The sequence below is a fragment of the Bacillus sp. 03113 genome (assembly GCF_006546985.1).
GTDB lineage: Bacteria > Bacillota > Bacilli > Bacillales > Cytobacillaceae > VATK01.
Genome location: NZ_VATK01000005.1, coordinates 112,497 through 135,584 on the forward strand (window position 1 = coordinate 112,497; position 23,088 = coordinate 135,584).

A 23,088-nucleotide genomic window follows, 5' to 3' on the forward strand; every position below is an offset into this window, starting at 1 on the left:
CCTTTCTCAAGGAGTATTCATAAGCATTTAGTTGAGAAAAGCGGTTAAATATGCCATGATTAATGATGAGGTGAAAAATGATGGCAATTGTAGACGTAACAGTTATTCCAGTTGGAACTGGAACTCCAAGTGTTAGCTCTTATGTAGCAGATATTCATAAGGTCTTAATGAAGTACGAGGAAGAAGGGAAAATTCGCTTTCAATTAACACCGATGAATACGATTATTGAAGGGGAGCTTTCACTGTTATTTGAAGTCATTCAAGCTATGCATGAAGTACCATTTGAAAAAGGATTAGTACGGGTATGCACGAATATCCGCATCGATGATCGACGTGATATTACCAGGAAAATGGAAGATAAAGTAGAAAGCGTAAAAAGTCAGTTATAAAGAGAAGGTGCCATACACTGTTTGGATGAAAAGTGCATGGCACTTCATGTAATTCTAAAGGGATGCTGGGTAGCCTTGAGCAATGAGCGTCATCACGGAAAAAAAACCAAAGACAACAAAAGCTCCAAAACCAAAAATGATTCCAAGAATGTTTCTATCTTTTAATGCACGAATCGTGGCAAATGCTGCAAGTATAGTCACAAAAGCAAAAATGATCACGGTACCCATATTTTACATATGCCTCCTTCAGTCGATTTATTCCAGTTCATAAACGTTCACTGAGGTTGGTTTAGAGATAACGCTTTCAAAAAAATATTCTTTATATAGAGATTATTCAGTTCCATTACATTTTAACGATTTTTTTTCAATTTGTCGACTTATCGATGCTGTTAAAATGAACTTATTTGTATCAACACTGTACGTGAAAGTTTAGCTGAAAAATGAATTAAGGTTAAATATGAATCAAGGGGTGTAAAATCAACATGAAATGGAGTCAAATTCCTTTAGGACCCTTACAAACGAATTGTTATATTTTGAAAAATGAGCAAAAAAGCTGTTTGATTATTGATCCAGGTGAGGAAGGAGAAAGACTCAAGAAATATATTTATAAGCATGAACTAAAGCCTGTGGCTATTATTCTAACTCATGCTCATTTTGATCATATTGGTGCTGTAGATGTGTTAAGAAATGAATTTCAAATTGCAGTATTTGTTCATCAACTCGAAGAGGATTGGCTTAAGGAGCCGTCATTAAACGGATCAAAATATTTTAATAGTACCGTTTCCATTAAGCCAGCAGACTATACATTAGGTGGTGAACAAGTTATGAAGATTGGTGATTTTTCATTCGAAATTTTTGAAACACCAGGCCATTCCCCTGGTAGTGTCACCTTTTATTTTAAAGAAGAAAAGGCTGCATTTGTAGGTGACGCGCTCTTTAAAGGAAGCATTGGAAGAACCGACCTAAGGGGGGGAAATCATAAACAACTTCTAAAGAGTATCCATGATAAACTCCTTACACTGCCAGAAGAAACATTGGTTTTGCCAGGGCATGGCCCCGCCACTACGATCGGTGATGAAATGGATACAAACCCTTTCCTTAACGGGTTTTAAGACAGAAAAAATCAGCAAAGCGATTTGCTTTGCTGATAATCCTTAATGACCAACTCCCGAAGTCATCAGGAAGGTTGTATAGTAAGTAAATCCGATGAAAGAAACGGTCAAATAGGCACCGAAAATATACATATACATACGTTCTGTTAGCTTTAAATAGCCTAAAAAGAAGAAAAAGCCTGTTTGTCCTAAGAAGATTAAAGAAGCAGTGTACATGTCACCAACAAAGAACATGACTGCGAAAATGGCTGTCCAGAATCCTAAAACTCTGTACATTCGATCCAATTAAACTCCTCCTTTATTCTGGAATAACGGACTGTAAGACTTCAAGCTTTGTTATGCTAAAGGATGAATGGTTTGAATAATCAGAAATTTTCCGAAGGGGACCATTCTTACAAACTCATTATTTCCATTATAAAGGATATGCAAAAGAAAAGTAAATTATTAAGGGAATTGGATGTAGATGTGCTTATATACATAGGAAACTGCACAATTGGTTGTTTTTATGTTCAATAATTTTTGTTATTTTGCGACAAGTGCTTGATACGTACAAGAATGGCAGCCATTAAGCATATTATCCTTTTCGATTAATTCTACACCATCAAACAATGAATCAATCATTCCTTTTAAATATTCAAAGTGCATATTGCACGCATCATCTTTGTGGTTTATTGCCACCTCTTTAAATGGGCAATTGAAAAATTCTATGAAGATTTTTGATTGATTTTCATCTACCTCTATCTCAGGATGGAGACCTCCAGAAGTTGCTGCAGCTTTAAAAATACTGAGTCTATGATAAAAAGGAAGCTCTTCAAGAGTTTGAGCATATCGTACTTTTTCCTTCTCAATCATTTCCTTTCCAAACTGTCTGCCCACTTCATTTAATGCTTTTTTGCCTGGTTCACCAAGCTGCGTTAAAGTGCTGAAAGTAATTTTTGAAAGAAGCTCATAATCACGGTAAGGAAAATTGAGTTGGATCACATCGTCAGATAAACGATACAATCTGCTTGGACGACCGCCTTTTCCAGTTTTTTTCGTTTCCGATATTAGCATATTCACATCTTCAAGCTTCGTTAAATGAAGTCTTGCTACGTTAGGATGGATTTCAAATTGATCAGCTATTTCTTGAACGGTTACATCTTGATGGCGATTTGTAATATACTGATAAATATAATAGCGCGTTGGATCAGATAAAACACTGGTTACTTTTAAAGTTTGTTCCATCTAAACTCACCTCATGCCTTGTAATTTTATTACATTATAATATAGATGCGTAAGGTAAACACTGTTGATATGCTAAGTTTAGAAATTGTTCACATATTTTGTCATAATTTAGACAAAAAATCTGTATATAGGCTAACTTATGCTTGTCGGAGTTGAATGTGCTGATTCTGCATTTCGATTGTCCATCTATATAGGGTAGCCCCTCGAGGTCATACGCTAACTTGTTAATGAGACTTGAAAAGCAGCCTCCTTCAACAGGCTATCTTATGCTTGTCGGGACTGATCAAGCCGATTCCGCATTTCGATTGTCCAGCTGCATCGGCTAGCCCCTCGAGGTCATAAGCTAACCAGGTGAAGAGACTTGAAAACACAGCCTCATCACCTGTTCATCTTATGCTTGTCGGGGCTAAACAAGCCGATTCCGCATTTCTGACTGGGCTAGCTGGATTCGAACCAGCGCATGACGGAGTCAAAGTCCGTTGCCTTACCGCTTGGCTATAGCCCAAAGGTGAATTCTATTTGCTTTTTATTTTTTAACAATTGCCACAAAATATACATAATTTTTCTTTGAAAATTAGAAGGATAAACAGGAAAAAAGTCGAAATGGTAGGTTATACAAATAGAAAGGTGGTTATATTAGTGTGAGTTCGATTGAATTATTAGCGGATCGAATTATCAAAGAAGCTGTCCGTAATCAAGCCTCAGATATTCACATCATTCCTCGCAAGCAGGATGCGATCATTCAAGTTAGAATTTCCAACCGATTAATGCCAAAGTATTATCTTCCAAATGAAGAATGTGACAGGCTAATCTCCCATTTTAAATTTTCAGCCTCAATGGATATAGGGGAGAGGAGGCGACCACAAAGCGGATCGTATTCAAGCATTGTTGACAATCAAGTTATTGGCCTTAGGCTCTCAACTCTTCCCTCAAGTCATAATGAAAGTCTCGTCATTAGAATCCTCCCTCAGCAGAGCCAAATACCACTCTTACAAATCTCGTTATTCCCATCAGCAACCCGAAAGCTTTTAGCTCTTTTAAAGCATTCTCACGGACTTATCATTTTTACTGGTCCAACCGGTAGCGGAAAGACGACTACCTTATATTCCCTTCTTCATGAAACGTCCTATGTCTACAATCGAAACGTTATTACCCTTGAAGACCCTATTGAAAAAGATCATGATTTTGCACTTCAAGTACAAGTTAATGAAAAAGCTGGTATTTCGTATTCGACTGGTTTGAAAGCTATTTTACGTCATGACCCTGATATTATAATGGTTGGGGAAATTCGTGATTCGGAAACTGCAAAAATTGCTGTTCGAGCGGCCCTTACAGGTCATCTCGTTTTAACAACAATGCATACGAGGGATGCAAGAGGGGCGATTTTTCGGTTAAAAGAATTTGGGGTTAATTGGACAGAGATTGAACAAACCTTAGTCGCCATAACTGGGCAAAGATTAGTTGAATTGTCCTGTCCGTTCTGCAATGGAGCTTGTTCACCCTACTGTGCAAGCTATTCCAAAAGAAGTAGAGCTAGTGTATTTGAATTATTAACTGGTAAAGCTCTGTCTGCGGTGTTGAACGAGACAAAAAATGATCAATCGAAAAGCCATTATGAAACGTTAAAAAAGGTAATCCGAAAGGGGATTGCACTAGGCTTTATTAAAAAAGAAGAATATGATCGATGGGTATACGAAAATGAAGATGAGTAAATGGTCCGTACAAGATCAAGCATATTTCTTAAAAAGAGTAGGGGAACTGCTTTCAAGAGGCTATCCATTAGCAGAAGCAGTTGAATCGCTGGCCTTATATTTGTCACCGCGTAAAAAACAAGAAATCATTCATACTCTTTCTGAATTGCGAGAAGGATATCCCTTCTATAAAATATTAAAGGATTTAAAGTTCAATCAACAATTAATAGGGTATGTATTTTTCGCTGAACAGCATGGAGGTCTAGCTGCTTCTTTTCAAGCAGGAAGCGAAATGATGCTAAAACGGAATAAGGATATGCAAAAAATACAAAAGATCTTTTTTTACCCAATATTATTGATACTGATTACGGGATTTTTATTTTTATTTGTCGAGCGTGTTCTATTGCCAAGGTTTATTTCATTGTTTCAAACGATGAATTTAAAAACGAATTTTTTTGTGCATGTAATTATGTTATTTAGTGATGTAGCTCCTATATTATTTTATGTTGGCGTAGTCATCATCAGTTCTTTTGTCATCTACTATTTTTTGAAGTTTAGAAAATTACCTCTTCTTTCCCAACGAAAGATAATTGTGAAAATCCCTCTTATTGGAAGGTTTTTCTGCCTCGTTTATACCCATTACTTTACAGTCCAATTGAGCTATTTAATAACTAGTGGTATATCAATCTTTGAATCTTTAATGTTATTTGAAAAAAATATCCATCAGCCCTTTTATCAAGAAGTTGGAAACTATTTAATTACAATGCTTAGAACAGGTGAAAAATTAGACGAGGTGTTAAGAAGCTTATCTATTTTTGATCAAGAGCTTGTTCAAATTGTGAAACATGGACAAGAAAACGGAAAGCTAGATCAGGAACTATTTTTTTATAGCAACCATTGTTTAAACGTACTTGAAGATCGAATAGAGAAAACAATCAAAACGATCCATCCATGTTTATATGGAATTGTTGGCATATTGATTATTTCTATGTATTTAGCTGTTCTCCTGCCAATGTTTCATCTACTTGATGGATTTTAGAAAGGAAAAAGAAAATTAATGAAAAATGAAAAAGGTTTTACCCTAATCGAAATGATGATTGTCTTACTTATCATTTCTGTATTGCTTATTATAACAATTCCAAATGTCACGAAGCATAATGCAAGAATTAATGATAAAGGCACGGAAGCGTATTTAAAAATGGTCGAAGCACAGGTTCAAGCTTATGAAATGGATCACAATGAATTACCTGAAAATGTCGATGACTTAATTAATGATGGGTACTTAAATGAAAATCAAAGGAATGCCCCTAATGGAAAAACGATTGTCATTGAAAGTGATGGAGACGTAACGGTAAGTGAAACATGATGAAAAATCAGCACGGTTTTACCATGATGGAAATGTTATTTGTTTTTAGTATTTTCCTCATCCTTTCCACCACAACTGCCATCATCCTCAAACCTCAAGCTTTATTTCTCGAAAAACAGCGCTTCTTTTCTCAATTAACGTCAGATCTATTTTATGCTCAGCAATATGCCATTTCTCATCAACAGATTGTTACAGTCCATATTATTCCAAATGAACATCGATATCTAATAAATGAAAGGGGGCGTGGAGTATTGTTAATAGAACGGAACTATTCTGAAAAAGTATACGTTTATCAAGGTTCCTTAAACTTAAATTTTGAATTCGAGGCTAATGGGAATGTAAACAAATTTGGTGCATTTTTTGTTCAAATTGGAAAGAACCGCTATAAGTTTACGATTCAAATCGGAAGAGGAAGATTTTATGTTACGAAAGAATGAAGGGTTTATTTTAGCTGAATTATTTCTTGCGTTCTCGGTGTGGATATTAATATCCGGTATTTTCTTTCCAATCTTTATGCAGCTAAATCGGCAATTTACTCTGTTAGATAGAGAAAAAGTGGCTAGTCATCTCTTATATGAATATTTACAAGCGTTGGAAACTGAAAAAAGAGAAACGGAAAATACGACAATTATCGTTAAAAACATTCCTTATGTAATAAGCGGGAATCAATCTACGGAGGTTTGTGTTCAATATGATAATACTAGCGATCAAACCAAAACCATTTGCGAATCTTTTTAATGAAAGGGGCTTTACTCTTTTAGAGATGCTCCTTGCCTTTTCGATCTTTTGTGTTATTGTAGCTTTTATTCCGTTAAGCTTTCAGTATTTATTTCAATCGAAACCGATCGAAAAAAGAGTACAAAGCATGGAGTGGGAAGTTTTTCTAAGTCAATTTAAAAAAGAACTCCGTACATCAGATGATATAAATGTAATCAACGAAAAAATCGTGCTCCAAAAAAATAACCAATTGATAAGCTATGAGAAATACGGGACAAATCTTAGAAGAAGAGTCGACCAAGCAGGTCATGAAATCGTATTGCAAAAGGTTAAGAGTTTAAGTATTAAAAGAATAAAAAATGGAGTAGATTTAACAGTGACCGATCTATTTGATCAAACACATTCTGCACCCGTTCGTTTATTTCTTGATGTAGGTAAAGAGGAATGATTCGAAATGAATCTGGGTTCATTTATCCATTGACCTATTGTATTCTTATTCTCGCATCGACGTTTTTAGTGGTGCAGCTTGAGCAATATTTAGCAGAAAAAAGGCTTCTTTTGGAAACAACGAGAATTTTAAAACAAGACTATTATTTAATGAAATCTGTCAAAGAAGTAGAAGTCATTCTTTCGACAGATTTAGAGTATGCTTCGGAAAGTGACTTTACCTTCTCATCTGGAGTGGTTCATTATCAAATATCTTCACTTTCAGACTCCATGCTAAAAATCGATTTCACTTTAACAGATAAAGAAAATATTAAGATCGTTGGTTATAGTTTGTATGACAAAAATCTTAAAAAAATGATAAAATGGATAGAAAAAACGTGATTTGACAACGGAGGATTTTTTACAGATGAAATCGATCTACCTAATCGGCTTTATGGGAGCCGGCAAAACAACTGTTGGAGAGGAGCTAGGTTCTACCACAGGGCTTTCTATATATGATGTCGATCAAGAAATAGTAAATAAAGCCGAGAAAACTATCAACGAGATTTTTGCAGAATCGGGAGAAGAGCATTTTAGACAGCTTGAAACGGAAGCGCTTCAAGGTTTGCCAAAAGAAAATGCCATTATCATGACAGGTGGAGGCATTATAAAAAAACTAGAGAATCGTCAATTTTTAAAACAGCATGGAACTGTTGTGTTTTTAGAAGTTTCGATTGATGAAGTGATCAAACGATTGGAAAATGATCAAACGAGACCTTTAATAAAAGGCGCAAATAAAGAAAAGATTCAAGATCTATATAGCGAACGTTACCCTTTATACAAGGATGCCTCACATTTTACAATAGATACAACGGGCAAGGAGATAGCGCAGATCGTCAGGGAAATAAAAGAACGTTTGTAATACTGTATTTTGGGCATACTTTTACTGTCAATAAAAAGGCAGGTGTGTCTAAAATGAAAACAAATGATTATGTAAAGTATATGACTGAAAACTTAGTGAAGTACATGGATCAGCCTCGTGATGAACGAAAGAAACAAAAGCAAATAAGAAAAGGTAATAAAGGTCCTTTTTTATTTAGATGGTTTGGAATTCTCCCATATCTTTTTATGTACAGAACAAAAAAGAAGCGATAAGCTCGCATAAGAGGGTACCCAAGTGTTATGGCAGCATTCCGACCCTTTTGGGCACCCTTATTCTTTTTGTTTAGGGCATTTTATGTTAAATGGCATTCTCTGTTAAGTAGAACATGCCTCCATTCAAGACTGACATCGTTATTTTTGGTTCATATTGGTCTTTAAGTGCTGTTTTCTCATTTTCATAGCTTCCTCCTTTTTCTTCTGTATCCTCATAGAATTTCTCAAGTAGTTCTAAATCCTGCTTCCATCGCATTCTTGCGTCCTCTGCCCATTGATGATCTTCCTGATCAAGCTCGATTGTTAGTTGTCTTTTCATTCTTGTAATTCCGCTTTTGGGCATAATAAGTGGTGTTAAAGTAAATGAAAAATCCGGTATTTTTGGAGTTAATTTGATAAGCTGCAGCTTGTCAAAAAAATCTTCTACTATTTGCCCATTAATTAATTGCAGCCCCAATGATTTAAATACATCTTTTTTTCTGTCACATTGATACGATATTTTCATATTTAATCCAAGCCATGGTTTTAAGGGCGTGTTTTGCCCTTTTTTGAATGGATGATCTTCATAAAGTCGAATATATCCGCCAAGCCTTTTCGTAGATTGGAAAATTTGATGAAGACGTGGAGATCCAAAATGAATGACTTCCCCTTTAATATGTTCTGGAGCCTGCCCGGGATTTGTGATTAGTGTCAGCATCATCGGATTTGGCGTCCCACCAGTTTTTTCTAGATAGTGCCAATAGAAGGGGCGATTCATAAGCTCTTTATCCATCTCATTGGTTAACTGTACCGTCATATATCCTGGCCCATTCTCGGTTATCTCACACCCTGTTGCCATAAAATAGCGCTCAAGAAATTGATTGATTTCGTGCTGCTGCATGTGCTTCTCCTTCCTTCACTTCTTCTGCAAACTGTATCATCGAAGTCAAATTATCCATTTTGATTCTCATTTCTCGTTCTGAGCTTGAATGAGTAAAGATATCAACTAAATGGTCTTCAAAGCTGCCAAATTCAAGACGAGTTAAGATATCATCAAGCTCTCCAATTACTTTTTCAAACAAATCAATTTTTTCATAAAGAAGCTTTAATATATGCTCTTCAACCGTATTCTTCGTGGCAAAATTATAAATTATTACATCTTTTTCTTGTCCGAGGCGATGAATACGTCCAATTCTTTGCTCAAGTCTCATCGGGTTCCAAGGGAGATCAAAATTAATGATATGGTGGCAAAATTGCAAATTAATTCCCTCGCCACCAGCTTCCGTTGCAATTAATACTTGTGCGTGATTTTTAAATAAATCACGCATCCAGTCCTTTTTCCCGCGTTTAAAGCCGCCGCGAAAAGGGACGGAAGTAATTCCATGCTGCTTCAGAAACCACTGCAGATAAAGCTGAGTTGCTCGATATTCGGTAAAAATAATGACTTTATCCTGAATGCTTTTGATCAGCTGCAGAGCTTTTTCGGCTTTTGAATTAGATTGTACTGCCTCTACTTTTTTAATTAAATCATCAACTTTTTCTCTGAGCCATCTTGAGGGCTCCTCTTCTTTTTGAAGCATATTTTTTAGTGTAGAGTACACGGACTCTCTACTGCTGCAAGCTTCTCTTTGCAATGTCATAACAGAGAATGAGCTGCTAATGATTCCTTCTCCTCGCATTTCCGAAATAGCCTCATATAAGGCTCTTTCTTCTTTTGAAAATTCAATAGGCACTGTTTCAACCTGTCTTTTTGTCCATTCAATCCCTGTATCTGCTCTACGATTGCGTATCATCACTTTGTTTACAAGCACTTTTAAATGCTCCTCTTCATTTAAGGAGCGAGCATCCTTATGATATTTTTCATAAAAAGAAGTTTCATTGCCTAAATGCCCAGGCTTTAATAACGATACAAGATTGAATATTTCACTTATACGATTTTGAATAGGAGTTGCAGTAAGAAGTAAACAAAACTTCTTTTTTAAATGCTGAACAAATTCATAGTTTTTTGTTTTATTATTTTTTAGTTTATGTGCTTCATCAATAATAATTAAATCATAATCTATCTTGTTGATAATCTCACGATGAGGCTCCCGCTTGGCAGTATCAATGGAAGACACGACCACATCACATTGTTCCCAAATATAGCTTTTTCTCTGAACCTGAGCCGGGATAAAAAATTTCATGTTTAACTCCATCGCCCATTGGGTGACTAAGGAAGCGGGTACGAGGATAAGTGCCTTTTTTACTAAGCCACGAATCATATATTCCTTTAAGATGAGTCCTGCTTCAATCGTTTTGCCTAGACCGACTTCATCAGCTAATATCGCTTTTCCATTCATATTTTCAATGACCTGCTTTGCAACTTCTAGCTGGTGAGGGAAAGGGGTAAGCTGATGCAAATGTTTAGGTGCTTGAAGACCTTCGAACTCCGGAATAACGGTTTGTTTTTCTATTTCTACGACAAGCTTATATAATTCATAACTGCTCCATGGTCCATCGTCCATCATTCGCTGGAGAAATTCGTCCTCCCAGGTTGTCTCAAATTCAATGGGAACATTCATATGAAATGCCTCCTAAAAAAGAAGAATTGTTAAGAAAGGTTATTGCCGATTTTAATTCTTAATGGTAGGATGTTAATAAAGTTTTGAAATTTGTCACAATATCGGAAATTTATAATTATATTAATATGATTCATTTTAGTATGACCAAAATTTAGAAAAATATAATTGCGGATGAGAACGAGGGGAGAGACTACATTTGTAGCGCCGAAGGAGCAAGCAATTTTTTGTGAATCTCTCAGGCAAAAGAACTCTTGTTTGACGCAGCTCTGGAGAGTGCTATTAAGAAAAGCATAAGTTTTATGAAGTTAGACAGGTGTCCAGCTTCAGCGCCTAGCCCCTCGAGGTCATAAGCTACTACTAAATGGAAGGTAAAGAACACCTTCTATTCAGTAGCATCTTATGCTCGTCGGGATACCGCTTTTCTTATAAGCCACCCAAGATGACAACCGTTTAGGTAAACTTTCAGGTGCCAGGACAGAGACCTTCTCAATTTATTTGAGGGGGTTCTCTGTCCTTTTTTTGTAGATATTAAGAAAGCATAACTTTTTTGAAGCTAGACTGGTGCCTAGCTCCGATGTACAGGATGTACAAGTGCCGATGTTGCCACAGGACGTGGCGTCTTTAATCGGCCAGCACCTAGCCCTTGTGAAAAATAACCCTTTGTCTCTATAAGTAAAAAACACTTTTTAAGCCAAATGAACATTTTTCTGCAGGGCTGACCAAGGCGCTTGCGCTTTCTTATTAAACACCGATAACGATTTCAAGGAGGACATTGAATGTCGCTATTAAAACGCACACCTTTATTTGAAGTGTATAAAAAATATGGTGGAAAAACGATTGATTTTGGTGGATGGGAGCTGCCTGTTCAATTTTCAAGTATTAAAGAAGAGCATGAAGCCGTTCGTACAAAAGCCGGTTTGTTTGATGTATCCCATATGGGTGAGATTGAAGTAAAAGGAGAAGACAGCCTTTTATTTCTTCAAAAATTGATGACAAATGATGTATCAAAAATCCAAAACGGTGGCGCTCAATATACTGCAATGTGTTATGAAGATGGCGGGACTGTTGATGATTTACTCGTCTATAAATTGGCAGATGAAGATTACTTATTGATTGTCAATGCGTCCAATATTGAAAAGGATTATGAATGGCTTCAAAGTCACGTTGAAGGAAATGTCACATTAAATAATATCTCTGCTAAAACAGCTCAATTAGCCATCCAAGGCCCTTTAGCTGAAACCATTTTGCAAAAGCTTGTGGGGGAAACTACTTTAAAAGAAATTGGTTATTTTAAATTTCTTAATGAAGTGAAGGTTTTGGATAAAACGGCTCTCGTTTCACGAACTGGCTATACAGGAGAAGATGGCTTTGAAGTTTATTGTCAAAGTGAAGATGCAGTCTTTCTATGGGATGCAATCTTAGAAGCAGGGAAAGAGGAAGGGATTTTGCCATGTGGATTAGGGTGTCGTGATACGCTTCGCTTTGAAGCTACTTTGCCTCTATATGGTCAGGAGCTCTCAAAAGGGATTTCACCTCTAGAAGCAGGAATCGGCTTTGCTGTAAAAGTAAATAAAGAAGCTGATTTTATCGGCAAAGAAGCATTAAAGAACCAAAAGGAAAAGGGTCTTTCACGAAAGCTTGTCGGGATTGAAATGATTGATCGCGGGATTCCTCGTCATGGTTATCCTGTATTTATTGGTGAAGAACAAATTGGAGAGGTCACTACTGGAACCCAGTCCCCAACTCTAAAGAAAAATATTGGTTTGGCTTTACTGTCAAAAGAACATTCAGAAATTGAAGATACTGTTGAAGTTGAAATTCGCGGCAAACGTTTAAAAGCAAAGGTCATTGCTACACCTTTTTATAAAAGAGAAAAGAAATAGGATACGAAGAGAGGGAAAATAATGAAGCATCGTTACTTACCAATGACAGAAGAAGATAAAGCTGGAATGCTAGAAGCAATCGGAGTTGATTCTGTCGATTCACTTTTTGAAGACATCCCTGAAAAAGTTCAATTTAAGGGTGAATATAACATAAAACCAGCAAAGTCTGAACCTGCTTTATTAAAAGAGCTAACTCGCTTGGCACAAAAGAATGCTGATTTAAAATCGAACATATCTTTCTTAGGTGCGGGTGTATATGATCACTATATGCCAGTCATTGTTGATCATGTATTATCACGTTCCGAGTTTTATACTGCCTATACTCCTTATCAGCCAGAAATTTCACAAGGTGAACTGCAAGCAATTTTCGAATTCCAAACGATGATTTGCGAATTAACGGGTATGGATGTAGCAAATTCATCTATGTATGATGGCGGAACCTCTTTGGCAGAAGCAGGGATGCTTAGTGCAGGACAAACGCGCCGCAAAAAAATCTTAATTTCGAGTGCTGTTCATCCAGAATCGAAAGAGGTTGTGAAAACATACGCAAAAGGTCAATACATTGAAGTGATCGAAATTCCTTCAAAGGATGGCGTAACCGATGCTGAAGCGCTGTCTGATTTAATTGATGCGGATGTTGCTGCTGTTATGATTCAATATCCAAACTTTTTTGGAAGAGTTGAGCCTTTAAAAGAATTAGAGGAAATTATTCATGCCAATAAAGCGATGTTTGTTGTGTCTAGTAATCCTTTATCACTTGGAGCATTAACACCGCCAGGAAAATTCGGTGCTGATATTGTTGTGGGTGATGCACAGCCATTTGGAATTCCAACTGCGTTTGGCGGACCACATTGCGGCTATTTTGCTGTAACAAATAAGCTCATGAGAAAGGTTCCGGGTCGTTTAGTTGGGCAAACGGTGGATGAGCAAGGACGCCGCGGATTTGTTTTAACCCTTCAAGCACGTGAACAGCATATTCGTCGTGACAAAGCAACTTCAAATATTTGCTCCAATCAAGCGTTAAATGCTTTAGCAGCCTCTGTTGCGATGACAGCTCTTGGGCGCCAAGGTGTGAAGGATATGGCTGTTGCCAATATTCAAAAGGCACATTATGCAAAAAATGTGTTAAAAAACAATAGAGTAGAAATTGTTTTTGACGGACCAAGCTTCAACGAATTTGTTGTTAAATTAAATAAGCCGGTTCAATCAGTTAACCAAGCACTTTTAGAAAAAGACATTATTGGTGGTTATGATCTTGGCAGAGATTACCCTGATTTACAAGGCCATATGTTAATAGCTGTGACAGAATTAAGAACAAAAGAAGAAATCGATACATTTGCAAAAGAATTGGGGGATTTCCATGCATAAAGAAAATCAGCCACTCATTTTTGAATTAAGCAAGACAGGGAGAACAGGCTACAGTTTACCTGAATTAGATATACCTGAAGTTGATATAAATGAGCTTATACCAAATGACTATTTACGTACGGAGGATGCAGAGCTTCCTGAGGTGTTCGAGCTTGATATTATGAGGCATTACACAGCATTATCGCGAAGAAATCATGGTGTGGACTCTGGTTTTTACCCATTAGGATCTTGTACGATGAAATACAATCCGAAAATCAATGAAAATGTGGCTCGTTTCAATGGTTTTGCCCACCTACACCCATTGCAGGATGAAAGCTCTGTACAAGGGGCTCTTGAACTAATGTACGATCTTCAAGAGCATTTAATTGAAATTACAGGCATGGATGAAGTGACGCTTCAGCCGGCTGCTGGTGCTCATGGTGAATGGACCGGCTTGATGCTTATTCGTGCATATCATGAAGCAAACGGCGATTTAAAGCGTACAAAGGTAATTGTCCCAGATTCAGCTCATGGAACAAATCCTGCTTCAGCAACCGTCGCGGGGCTTGAAACAATCACAGTTAAGTCAAATGAGGATGGACTTGTTGATTTAGAGGATTTAAAGCGAGTTGTTGGTGATGATACGGCTGCCCTTATGCTTACAAATCCAAATACCCTTGGTTTATTTGAAGAAAACATTTTGGAAGTAGCTGATATTGTACACAAAGCTGGCGGCAAGCTTTATTACGATGGAGCCAACTTAAATGCGGTTCTATCTAAAGCGCGTCCTGGTGATATGGGATTCGATGTCGTTCACTTGAATCTTCATAAAACGTTCACAGGTCCGCATGGCGGAGGAGGTCCTGGTTCAGGTCCAGTCGGAGTGAAGGCTGATTTAATTCCGTTTTTACCGAAGCCGGTTTTAGCTAAAAAAGGAGATACGTACTTCTTTGATTATGATCGTCCGCAATCAATCGGCCGCGTAAAACCTTATTATGGCAACTTCGGCATTAATGTGAGAGCCTATACGTACATCCGTTCAATGGGTCCAGATGGATTAAAGGCAGTAACAGAAAATGCAGTCTTAAATGCAAACTATATGATGAGACGCTTAGCGGAATATTATGATCTTCCATTCGATCGTCATTGTAAGCATGAGTTCGTATTAAGTGGAAAGCGCCAAAAGAAACTAGGAGTTCGTACGCTTGATATCGCAAAACGTCTGTTGGATTTCGGCTATCATCCACCTACAATTTACTTCCCATTAAATGTGGAAGAATGTATCATGATTGAACCAACAGAAACAGAATCAAAAGAAACGCTCGATGCTTTTATTGATGCGATGATTCAAATTGCAAAAGAAGCAGAAGAAAACCCTGAGATTGTCCAAGACGCACCTCATACAACCGTAGTTGGTCGCTTAGATGAAACATTGGCAGCTAGAAAGCCTGTTTTGCGTTATCAAAAAGGATAAACAGAAAGCTTCGCGATGAGCGAAGCTTTTTTTATGGCTCTGTTAAAAACTAACCTTTCTATATTGAAAAATGGAAAGGCAAAAGCAATTAGGCTTTCAACTTTAGAGGCAATTTGTAAAGTATTAGAATGCCAACCTGGAGAAACTTTAGAATACAAAAGTGATGAAGACACTCAAGAATAATAGACAACAAATTTCTTCAACGGGTGCTTCAGAAATGATTAAACATTTTTAAAAGAATTTTCCTAATAGAAAGAAATAAGAGCATGTTTTGATCAATCTTTTTTCAAAACGCGCTCTTTTTATTTGTCCATTTATCAAGGTTTTTTTGTATTAATTTAATCAAACTTTATTTTACGCTAAACATGCTTAAAGAATAAATCAGGAACAATATCTGTTGAGAGCGGATTGAAAACTTGGCAATTCTTTATCAAATATGAACTTTTCGACGATCTTTGGGTGTTCGTTCATCCTGCAATCGCTTCTGAAGGTGAGAAACTGTTTGATGTATCCGAAAAACAGTACACACTGCAATTACGAAGCAGCAAAACTTATAGGAATGGTGTGGTCGGTTTATACTACCAGAAAATATTATCGCGGCGGTAGATTTCAACACTGTGCTTGTCCACAATGAAGTCCCTCCGATGCTGGTTCATTCACTCTAGCTCCAAAAACGAAAAACACCGACCTGCTATAGTCGGTGTTTTGTTTACAGAGCCAAGGGGATCGAACCCCTTACCTCATCGCTGCCTGTAATGCGCTCTCCCGCTTTGGGGAGTTTCACTGCCCTGAACCATCTGCAAGGGTTTCAACGTCCTTTGCTAAGGTTCTTTTTTCAGTAAGAAAGTATAGTAAGGCTAGAATCGGCATAACAACTCCAATTAGAGATGTGAAACTCCAGCCGCCATGGGCATAAGACCAGCCGCCCAAAGATGAGCCAATTGCTCCGCCAATGAAGAATATAGACATGAAAAGCCCGTTTAGTCGGCCTCTTGCTTCACTCCCCAATGAATAAATGGCACGCTGTCCAAGGACAAGATTTCCCGATACGGCCGCATCCAGCATAATAGCGGCAAGAATGAGCAGTGCTAGAGCCGTTGTTGAATTGCCTTGAAAAAGATATGCCAGCAAAAAAGACAAGGTGGCAATAATCATTGCCAGTCCGGTCAAAAATCCGGTCCAGCCTTTATCCGCAAGTCTTCCAGCTATCGGCGCTGCTATCGCGCCCCCCACACCTGCCAACGCAAACAATGCGATGCCTTGTTGGGACATTCCGAAATCATCCGCTAATCGTAAAGGAACCACAGTCCAAAACAGGCTAAATGCCCCAAATAAACAAGCTTGATAAATGGCCCTGCGGCGCAATATAGGCGTTTGTTTTAAGAGGGCGCCTAAAGAGACAATTAATTTACCGTAGTTCAACGTAGGTGAAGGTCTACGCTCAGGGAGAATACGTGACAACAGAACCATCAATAGAGCGATAACAATCGCCGACAAAGCAAATACTGCTTGCCATCCCCAAATGCTGGTTATAAAGCTTGCCACCGGCCTGGCAAACATAATGCCGAGTAAGAGTCCGCTCATCACGTTTCCGACTACGCGGCCTCGCTGCTCTTCAGAGGATAAATGGGCGGCATAAGGAACGAGTATTTGGGTTACCACAGATCCCAGTCCAATAAACAAGGACGCAGTCAGGAAAAATGGAGCATTGGGGGCAAATGTTGCCGCAAGCAATGCACCTACTACAACAATTAGTGATACTGCCACAAGGCGTCGATTTTCAATTATGTCACTAAGCGGTACGATAAACAGCAGCCCTGCAACATAACCAATTTGTGTTAAGGTGACTATTAATCCTGCTGCTGCGGAAGAAAGACCCGTAGAGGCACTAATAGGTCCTACCAGGGTTTGTGCATAATAAAGATTGGCAACGATAAGACCGCATGCGGACGCTAACAGAAACATAATCCAGCTTGAAATGTGTTTACCTTCGATTACTTGATTCGTTTGCATTGTAATCCTCCCCATGTTCATTTTTTGTGTGTGCGGCAGGGCTAAAACTGTTTAGTACTCTCATCGCAAATTAAATAATGAACGTATAGTTTAGTAATTCATACTTAAATAATATACTGAACGTTTGGTTTTGTAAATCCCTATTTTTTCTTTTTATTTAATATTTAGTATAATGAACGTATAGTTTTAATTGTAAAGGGGAGGATTCGTGTGAATGCCAAAAGAGGACGTCCACGTAATGTTGAAACACAAAAGTCTATTCTTTCTGCTTCATATGATTTGTTGTTGGAAAATGGATTTGGAACGGTCACTGTAGAGAAAATTGCTGAGCGGGCCGGGGTTAGTAAAGCTACCATTTATAAATGGTGGCCCAACAAAGCAGCCGTTGTTATGGATGGTTTTCTATCTGCTGCTGCGGCAAGACTGCCGGTGCCCGACACGGGTTCAGTATTTAATGACATACTCATCCATGCCACTAATTTAGCTCGGTTTTTGACCAGTCGGGAGGGTAAAAGTATTAAGGAGCTGATTGGTGAAGGGCAATTTGATTCAGGGCTGGCGGAGGCATACCGGACCAGATACTTCCATCCTCGCCGGCTTGAGGCTAGGCATCTTATGGAACGGGGGGTTCAGCGCGGGGAATTGAGGGAAAATCTCGATCTCGATTTAAGCATTGACCTTATTTACGGGCCAATTTTCTATAGATTGCTAGTGATAGGTGAAAATTTAGATGATGTTTATGTTGAAAAATTAGTAAAATATTCATTTACAGGAATTAAATCTGATTGAATAGATACCCTAATCTTACGAAGAGTGTCCCTTTGCTTTACTGACGAGGCGAATTCAAGGAAGCAGATCGCTAGGGTAGACTCGATGCCGTGCTCCCGCCGGCCGCGATGCGATCTTCCAGATTAGTTGGTTTCACTTCTCCAAAAATCATCAAGTAAACTTCGTTGTTGCAATAATTCAGGAATTAATTAATTTCATTAATAAATTGGAAGAAAGTAATATATTTTATAAGCTAAATAAAGTAAGAAATAAAACTATTATGATTGAAATTGCAGTTCCAAGGCAACATTGGGAGGCTGAGTTTATGGAGGATGGAACAGTAAGAAAGTCCCATTTATTAAGCAAAAGAACCTTCAAATCCACCCATTAAGTGGAAATAAAGGTTCTTTTTATGGCACAAAACCATAACCGAATGGGGCTGAAAAATCAAAAATAGGCTTTTGGGGAAGCCCCATTTGGATGTTAAAATAAGAAAGAAATTATCGAAAAAAATCGGACTGCTAAGAGTCGAGTGAGAACCGGGATTCAGCCCGTTTTTCCTCGGTTTTTCTTTTCCCAATCGATTTCCCAAGCACCCCTCTTGAACCTCTCCAATATCTCGTCCAGGCTTTACTTAACTCTTTACTCAAGCAGTCCCAATGCTCTTCTTAATCGTAACTCAATCGATCCTCCTCACCGGGAGGGGCATGCAATCTTGTTTGCAATTTGATACTTGTATAAGTTTTTTACAGAGGTTGATCAAATCCATTAAATTTTCTGAGCATAATAATGAAAGCTTCAAGCTGATCATTGCTCCAGTTGGAAATTCGTCCATAAAATATGGCCTCTTTCTCTTTAAGGGCGTTAATCATCTTTTGTTGACCGATCTCTGTTAGGGAAAGAAGGAACCCCCGTCCATCATCGGGAGAGGTCTCTCTACTCACATAACCCGAGAGTTCTAGCTGTTTGACAAGGCGGCTGACAGAACTGCGATCCATGGCTGTGAATTCTGCTAAAGCGGCAGCGCTAGTTGGGCCGTAGGAATAGAGCCGACGAATAATATGGAAGGCTGCAGGCTGTATGGCGGGATCGAATCGTACTGCAGCCTTGACATTTAGCGCATGCGAGGCGCTCATAAGCGCATTTAGCTGTTCGCCAAGCTTAAGTTCCAGTTGCTCTCTTGCCTCTTTTTGGTATTGATCATGGTGTGGATCGTATTTCATTATAGTACCCCATCCTTTGCCGAAAAGAATAAAACTGTTTTAATAGTTGACATATATCAATCAAATCCATATAGTTGATATATGTCAACGATATCGTTGTGGCTGACATTTATCAATAAAAAAAGTATACCACACAGAGGAGGCTTATTATGACAAAACCCATCGTTGTCATCACTGGAGCAACAAGCGGGCTGGGGCAAATTGTCGCCATGAATTTGGCTAAGATCGGCGCTCACCTTGTCATGACGGCCAGAAGCAAGGAGCGGGCTGAAGCAACACGAACTCTGATCAAGATTAGCTCCCCTTCCGCAAAAGTTGATTTCGTCTACGGGGACTTGTCCCTGATGAAGGATGTGAAACGAATCGGCCAGGAAATTTCAGCTGCTTTTCCCAAGATCGATGTGCTTGTGAACAATGCGGGACTCCATGCTTTTGAACAGCGGATCACATCTGAGGGATTTCCTGAAATGATTGCGGTGAATTACTTGGCACCGTGGTTATTGTCGCAAGTACTGGACCAATCCTTAAGAAACGCGGGAACAGCCAGAATTGTAAATGTTGCTTCTGAAGCTGCACGCAGCCACGGGATTTTAAAGTTACCCGAAGATTTAACCGATACCACTCCATTTACATCCAGAGGCTCATCTGCAATCTACGGAAAAACCAAGCTCTTCAATATTATGTTCACAGCTGAACTAGGCCGCCGGTTAACCGGAACCGGAATCAGTGTAAATGCATTGAACCCTGGGTTCAATGTTACAGGACTTGGACGTGAGCTTTGGTTCGCGCCCTTCCTTGAACGTCTCTTAAAATTACTCCATATTGGCGATCCGTGCAAAGGAGCTGAAATCATCACCCAGCTGGTTGTGGACCCGAAGTACCAAAAGGTGACGGGAGGATATTTTAACGTTGGCACCGGGGATTCCATTCAACCTGTGCACCCAGGCGGGGATACCGAAATGCAGAACAAGCTATGGAGGGCAACCACAGATCTTTTGGAACAAAAAGGGGTGCTGAATTTAAAAGGCATAAGCGGAGAGGATAGATGGATATGGGCAAGGAACAGAAAATGAACACGATTAAAAAAGGACCTCTGTTGTTCATCATGATATTGGGCGCTTTCATAGCAGTTTTGAATCAGACTATTATGAGTGTGGCTATTCCAGAATTAATAACAAATTTTAACATCGAGGCCACAACGGCTCAATGGCTGACAACAGGGTACATGCTGGTAAATGGAGTTTTTATTCCTATAACAGCCTATCTTATGCAGCGTTTTACGACACGGGAATTATTCCTTTCAGCTATGCTTGCGTTTCTTGCCGGATCTGTTGTATCTGGAGTAGCTCCTGGCTTTGAACTGCTGCTCATCGGGCGTCTTTTGCAGGCCGCGGGAGCAGGCATCATTATCCCATTGTTGATGAATGTTGTGCTTGCCATCTATCCTCCGGAGAAGCGTGGAGGCGCAATGGGGCTCATTGGAGTAGCCATTATCTTTGCCCCTGCAATCGGTCCAGCCTATGCCGGGTATATGCTGGACCATTACGTTTGGCGCTCCCTGTTCTATGTCATTATTCCGCTTGCAGCGCTAGTTATCCTTCTGGCCTTATTTTACTTGAAAAATGTAACGGAGCGAGCCTATCCCAAGCTGGATATTGCCGGCATGATATTGTCCACTGTTGGATTCGGCACTTTATTATACGGATTCAGCAGAGCAGGAGCAATCGGCTGGGCAACGATCGAAGTTATTGTAACCTTGCTCGTTGGCGTGATCTCATTGCTTCTATTTTCAATAATCCAGCTTAAAAGCAGAACCCCCTTGCTGGAATTGAAAGCATTCCGATACAGCATGTTTACGCTGACCACCCTTATTAATGTTGTTGTGACGGTGGTCATGTATGCGGATATGATGCTGCTTCCGATCTATTTGCAGAATATGAGGCACTACACGGCATTCGATGCCGGAATTTTGATGCTGCCGGGCGCCTTGATTATGGGCTTGGTTATGCCCATTGCGGGTAGACTGTTCGACAGGTTTGGAGCAAGATGGCTTTCACTTATCGGCATCGCCATTACGATTGTGACAACCATCGGCTTTACTTCGTTAACGGACTCCACAAGCTATATTTATCTTCTGCTAATGTCCACTGGCAGACGAATAGGAATGGCAATGTTCATGATGCCGATTACAACCGCGGGTCTCAACCAACTTCCGGCTGCGTTACATGCTCACGGCACCGCCATTTCCAATACGGTCAAGCAAGTGTCGGGAGCCATCGGCACAGCGCTTCTTGTCACTATCCTGACCAACCGTACACAGTTTCATGCGGTTAGGATGATTGCCGAAGGAGTGGTTAGCGATCAGTCGCAATTGTTGCAGAAGGCCTCTATAGAAGGGATGAACGATGCATATTTAGCCGTTATTATTTTTGGAGCAATCGGGCTGGTGATGTCTATCTTCATTAAGAAAACAAAGCAGCCTGAAGTCACTCTGCGCGGTGATTTGATACAGGTTGGAACCAGCAAGAATGCCTAAATTGCAAAAATATGCGGAAATAAAGTGAATTTACAGATTTTTCGAACGGGAAAGCCCACTGCGGTACGTTAACCCCCCCTTTAGGGGTGGGATGAAAGTGAGATCAGATACGGAGTACCGTAAAGACCGAAGGTTTATGGTGCTTCAAGTATCTGAAAATATTGGCAGATAAGAGTATTCCTCTTGTCTTTTTTATTTTCAAAATTATATAATAATAGAAACGAATGTTCGGAAGAGGGGTATACATTGGAGACTTATCATAAAGGGTTTAAATTTCGCCTATATCCTACAACTGAACAAGCGACTCAAATGAATAAAACGATAGGTTGTTGTCGGTTTTCATTTAATTTGGCATTAGCTAAACAAAAAGAAAAAGATCTCTTGTGGTGGATCACAGAAGAAATGTTCCAAAATGGACAACTTCTTTCAAATGAATGGAAAGGGACAAGATTTAGTGCTAATGCTTCGATGAAAGATAGCACTGAGTTTAAGAAAACCACTTCGTGGTTAAAAGAAGTAGATTCGACGGCCATCCAAAACATCACTCTATTTCCTATCTATGGGTGTAAAACCAAACCACCCATGTATTTAGTCAAGACTTAAACAACTACACAGTTAATGGAAGATTACTTATTCACAAAAAATTAGGCGGATTTAACTACTTAATAGAATATTTATTGAAAAATAACTTCGAAAACCAATCAGTTGAATTCAATGATAACAAAATATCTCTTATTGCAGGTCAACAAGGAAAATGTTATGTTACAGGAAATAAACTGGAAATAGGGAATATGGAATGTCATCATATAAAACCCAAAAGTCAAGGTGGGACGGATGAATATAAAAACCTTGTATGGTTACGTTATAAAGCCCATAAACTAGTTCATAGCACCCAACAAGAAACGATTGAAAAATATTAATACTGGTAACTTAAAGACTTGGATTTTTTCGATTGCAAAATATACTGCTATTGACCATTAATGGACAAAATACCTATAACCAAGACCTTTTAGATAACTCCGTGATGCTGGAAATTGGTGGAGTTGAAAACACATTGCAGGAGGAATATAGAACGGTAAATGTCCTTGCAGAGATTATTAAAGACATCCTTAAGGATGAGGAATGAATAAATTAACAAAAGTGCAAGAACTTAACAAAACAACGTTTTTTTAGTGCATTGCTTTTTATCATGCCTTTTTTTCTAAAAATATTTCCTAAATAGTT

At 38.8% G+C, this 23,088-nt stretch carries 28 protein-coding genes, 1 tRNA gene and 1 riboswitch; of the genes, 21 read left to right on the forward strand and 8 right to left on the reverse strand.

Annotated elements, in window-relative coordinates; genetic code table 11:
- Nucleotides 1-80: 80 nt before the first annotated feature.
- The gene (locus tag FDO66_RS05905; RefSeq protein ID WP_141431833.1) at nucleotides 81-389 is read left to right on the forward strand and encodes an MTH1187 family thiamine-binding protein; all 309 of its coding nucleotides are present in this window, start codon (nucleotides 81-83) and stop codon (nucleotides 387-389) included.
- A gap of 54 nt (nucleotides 390-443) precedes the next feature.
- On the opposite strand, the gene FDO66_RS05910 is transcribed toward FDO66_RS05905, so the two are convergent.
- Complete coding sequence (locus tag FDO66_RS05910; RefSeq protein WP_141431602.1) at nucleotides 444-617, reverse strand: DUF2759 family protein; 174 nt, start codon at nucleotides 615-617, stop codon at nucleotides 444-446.
- 254 nt (nucleotides 618-871) lie between these two features.
- On the opposite strand from FDO66_RS05910, the gene FDO66_RS05915 reads away from it, so the two are divergent.
- Nucleotides 872-1,501: an MBL fold metallo-hydrolase gene (locus tag FDO66_RS05915; RefSeq protein ID WP_141431604.1), complete on the forward strand. Its 630-nt coding sequence runs from the start codon at nucleotides 872-874 to the stop codon at nucleotides 1,499-1,501.
- 42 nt (nucleotides 1,502-1,543) lie between these two features.
- Here the strand turns inward: FDO66_RS05915 and FDO66_RS05920 are convergent, their stop codons facing one another.
- The 3 genes from FDO66_RS05920 to FDO66_RS05930 form a co-directional block, all read right to left on the reverse strand.
- The gene (locus FDO66_RS05920) at nucleotides 1,544-1,786 is read right to left on the reverse strand and encodes a DUF2626 domain-containing protein (protein WP_141431606.1); all 243 of its coding nucleotides are present in this window, start codon (nucleotides 1,784-1,786) and stop codon (nucleotides 1,544-1,546) included.
- A gap of 237 nt (nucleotides 1,787-2,023) precedes the next feature.
- Nucleotides 2,024-2,725 carry a helix-turn-helix transcriptional regulator gene (locus FDO66_RS05925; RefSeq protein WP_141431608.1) on the reverse strand — a complete coding sequence of 234 codons (702 nt, stop codon included), beginning with the start codon at nucleotides 2,723-2,725 and terminating at the stop codon, nucleotides 2,024-2,026.
- 433 nt (nucleotides 2,726-3,158) lie between these two features.
- Nucleotides 3,159-3,230, reverse strand: a tRNA-Gln gene (locus tag FDO66_RS05930).
- A gap of 136 nt (nucleotides 3,231-3,366) precedes the next feature.
- Between FDO66_RS05930 and comGA the strand changes: the two genes are divergently transcribed.
- The 9 genes from comGA to FDO66_RS05975 are packed head-to-tail and all read left to right on the forward strand — an operon-like array spanning nucleotide 3,367 to nucleotide 8,080.
- A complete protein-coding gene (gene comGA / locus FDO66_RS05935; RefSeq protein WP_141431610.1) occupies nucleotides 3,367-4,437 on the forward strand; it encodes a competence type IV pilus ATPase ComGA in 1,071 nt (356 codons plus the stop codon).
- Nucleotides 4,403-5,455 (forward strand): competence type IV pilus assembly protein ComGB, encoded by a 1,053-nt coding sequence (comGB, locus tag FDO66_RS05940; RefSeq protein WP_258535616.1) that lies wholly within the window; start codon nucleotides 4,403-4,405, stop codon nucleotides 5,453-5,455. Before comGA ends, comGB begins: the two co-directional genes overlap by 35 nt.
- An 18-nt stretch (nucleotides 5,456-5,473) precedes the next feature.
- The gene (gene comGC, locus FDO66_RS05945) at nucleotides 5,474-5,782 is read left to right on the forward strand and encodes a competence type IV pilus major pilin ComGC (protein WP_141431614.1); all 309 of its coding nucleotides are present in this window, start codon (nucleotides 5,474-5,476) and stop codon (nucleotides 5,780-5,782) included.
- Entirely contained in the window at nucleotides 5,782-6,219 is a 438-nt protein-coding gene (gene comGD / locus FDO66_RS05950) for a competence type IV pilus minor pilin ComGD (RefSeq protein ID WP_258535617.1), read from the forward strand. Before comGC ends, comGD begins: the two co-directional genes overlap by 1 nt.
- Nucleotides 6,203-6,520, forward strand: coding sequence for a hypothetical protein (locus tag FDO66_RS05955; RefSeq protein ID WP_141431618.1), 318 nt, complete (start codon nucleotides 6,203-6,205; stop codon nucleotides 6,518-6,520). Before comGD ends, FDO66_RS05955 begins: the two co-directional genes overlap by 17 nt.
- The gene (gene comGF / locus FDO66_RS05960; RefSeq protein ID WP_141431620.1) at nucleotides 6,474-6,947 is read left to right on the forward strand and encodes a competence type IV pilus minor pilin ComGF; all 474 of its coding nucleotides are present in this window, start codon (nucleotides 6,474-6,476) and stop codon (nucleotides 6,945-6,947) included. The genes FDO66_RS05955 and comGF overlap by 47 nt, the downstream gene beginning before the upstream one ends.
- Entirely contained in the window at nucleotides 6,944-7,327 is a 384-nt protein-coding gene (gene comGG, locus FDO66_RS05965) for a competence type IV pilus minor pilin ComGG (RefSeq protein ID WP_141431622.1), read from the forward strand. Before comGF ends, comGG begins: the two co-directional genes overlap by 4 nt.
- 25 nt (nucleotides 7,328-7,352) lie before the next feature.
- The gene (locus FDO66_RS05970) at nucleotides 7,353-7,847 is read left to right on the forward strand and encodes a shikimate kinase (protein ID WP_141431624.1); all 495 of its coding nucleotides are present in this window, start codon (nucleotides 7,353-7,355) and stop codon (nucleotides 7,845-7,847) included.
- A 53-nt stretch (nucleotides 7,848-7,900) separates the two neighbouring features.
- Nucleotides 7,901-8,080 carry a YqzE family protein gene (locus FDO66_RS05975; RefSeq protein WP_141431626.1) on the forward strand — a complete coding sequence of 60 codons (180 nt, stop codon included), beginning with the start codon at nucleotides 7,901-7,903 and terminating at the stop codon, nucleotides 8,078-8,080.
- Between the two features lie 85 nt (nucleotides 8,081-8,165).
- Here the strand turns inward: FDO66_RS05975 and FDO66_RS05980 are convergent, their stop codons facing one another.
- Nucleotides 8,166-8,960: a YqhG family protein gene (locus FDO66_RS05980; protein WP_141431628.1), complete on the reverse strand. Its 795-nt coding sequence runs from the start codon at nucleotides 8,958-8,960 to the stop codon at nucleotides 8,166-8,168.
- Complete coding sequence (locus FDO66_RS05985; RefSeq protein WP_141431630.1) at nucleotides 8,929-10,620, reverse strand: DEAD/DEAH box helicase; 1,692 nt, start codon at nucleotides 10,618-10,620, stop codon at nucleotides 8,929-8,931. The genes FDO66_RS05980 and FDO66_RS05985 overlap by 32 nt, the downstream gene beginning before the upstream one ends.
- A 171-nt stretch (nucleotides 10,621-10,791) precedes the next feature.
- Nucleotides 10,792-10,881: riboswitch (glycine riboswitch) on the forward strand.
- Between the two features lie 515 nt (nucleotides 10,882-11,396).
- Between FDO66_RS05985 and gcvT the strand changes: the two genes are divergently transcribed.
- Genes gcvT through FDO66_RS06005 form a run of 4 tightly spaced genes read left to right on the forward strand, consistent with a single transcriptional unit; the run spans nucleotide 11,397 to nucleotide 15,507 of the window.
- Entirely contained in the window at nucleotides 11,397-12,503 is a 1,107-nt protein-coding gene (gene gcvT, locus FDO66_RS05990; RefSeq protein ID WP_141431632.1) for a glycine cleavage system aminomethyltransferase GcvT, read from the forward strand.
- A gap of 21 nt (nucleotides 12,504-12,524) precedes the next feature.
- Nucleotides 12,525-13,871 (forward strand): aminomethyl-transferring glycine dehydrogenase subunit GcvPA, encoded by a 1,347-nt coding sequence (gene gcvPA, locus FDO66_RS05995; RefSeq protein WP_141431634.1) that lies wholly within the window; start codon nucleotides 12,525-12,527, stop codon nucleotides 13,869-13,871.
- Nucleotides 13,864-15,324 carry an aminomethyl-transferring glycine dehydrogenase subunit GcvPB gene (gcvPB, locus tag FDO66_RS06000; RefSeq protein WP_141431636.1) on the forward strand — a complete coding sequence of 487 codons (1,461 nt, stop codon included), beginning with the start codon at nucleotides 13,864-13,866 and terminating at the stop codon, nucleotides 15,322-15,324. The genes gcvPA and gcvPB overlap by 8 nt, the downstream gene beginning before the upstream one ends.
- Before the next feature lie 15 nt (nucleotides 15,325-15,339).
- A complete protein-coding gene (locus tag FDO66_RS06005) occupies nucleotides 15,340-15,507 on the forward strand; it encodes a helix-turn-helix domain-containing protein (protein WP_395939751.1) in 168 nt (55 codons plus the stop codon).
- A 597-nt stretch (nucleotides 15,508-16,104) separates the two neighbouring features.
- On the opposite strand, the gene FDO66_RS06015 is transcribed toward FDO66_RS06005, so the two are convergent.
- The gene (locus FDO66_RS06015) at nucleotides 16,105-17,337 is read right to left on the reverse strand and encodes an MFS transporter (RefSeq protein WP_141431638.1); all 1,233 of its coding nucleotides are present in this window, start codon (nucleotides 17,335-17,337) and stop codon (nucleotides 16,105-16,107) included.
- A gap of 210 nt (nucleotides 17,338-17,547) precedes the next feature.
- On the opposite strand from FDO66_RS06015, the gene FDO66_RS06020 reads away from it, so the two are divergent.
- Nucleotides 17,548-18,126 (forward strand): TetR/AcrR family transcriptional regulator, encoded by a 579-nt coding sequence (locus tag FDO66_RS06020; RefSeq protein ID WP_141431640.1) that lies wholly within the window; start codon nucleotides 17,548-17,550, stop codon nucleotides 18,124-18,126.
- 725 nt (nucleotides 18,127-18,851) lie between these two features.
- On the opposite strand, the gene FDO66_RS06025 is transcribed toward FDO66_RS06020, so the two are convergent.
- On the reverse strand, nucleotides 18,852-19,328 hold the full coding sequence (locus tag FDO66_RS06025; RefSeq protein WP_141431643.1) for a MarR family winged helix-turn-helix transcriptional regulator: 477 nt from the start codon (nucleotides 19,326-19,328) through the stop codon (nucleotides 18,852-18,854).
- 149 nt (nucleotides 19,329-19,477) lie between these two features.
- Between FDO66_RS06025 and FDO66_RS06030 the strand changes: the two genes are divergently transcribed.
- The 5 genes from FDO66_RS06030 to FDO66_RS06045 all read left to right on the forward strand — a co-directional run bounded on the left by FDO66_RS06030 (nucleotide 19,478) and on the right by FDO66_RS06045 (nucleotide 22,990).
- Nucleotides 19,478-20,401, forward strand: coding sequence for an SDR family NAD(P)-dependent oxidoreductase (locus FDO66_RS06030; protein ID WP_141431645.1), 924 nt, complete (start codon nucleotides 19,478-19,480; stop codon nucleotides 20,399-20,401).
- Entirely contained in the window at nucleotides 20,374-21,864 is a 1,491-nt protein-coding gene (locus FDO66_RS06035) for a DHA2 family efflux MFS transporter permease subunit (RefSeq protein WP_258535618.1), read from the forward strand. Before FDO66_RS06030 ends, FDO66_RS06035 begins: the two co-directional genes overlap by 28 nt.
- Nucleotides 21,865-22,110: 246 nt before the next feature.
- Nucleotides 22,111-22,467 carry a helix-turn-helix domain-containing protein gene (locus tag FDO66_RS21095; protein ID WP_220095150.1) on the forward strand — a complete coding sequence of 119 codons (357 nt, stop codon included), beginning with the start codon at nucleotides 22,111-22,113 and terminating at the stop codon, nucleotides 22,465-22,467.
- A 74-nt stretch (nucleotides 22,468-22,541) separates the two neighbouring features.
- Entirely contained in the window at nucleotides 22,542-22,784 is a 243-nt protein-coding gene (locus tag FDO66_RS21100) for an HNH endonuclease (protein ID WP_258535619.1), read from the forward strand.
- Nucleotides 22,785-22,816: 32 nt separating this feature from the next.
- Complete coding sequence (locus tag FDO66_RS06045; protein ID WP_141431647.1) at nucleotides 22,817-22,990, forward strand: stage II sporulation protein P; 174 nt, start codon at nucleotides 22,817-22,819, stop codon at nucleotides 22,988-22,990.
- Nucleotides 22,991-23,088: the final 98 nt, after the last annotated feature.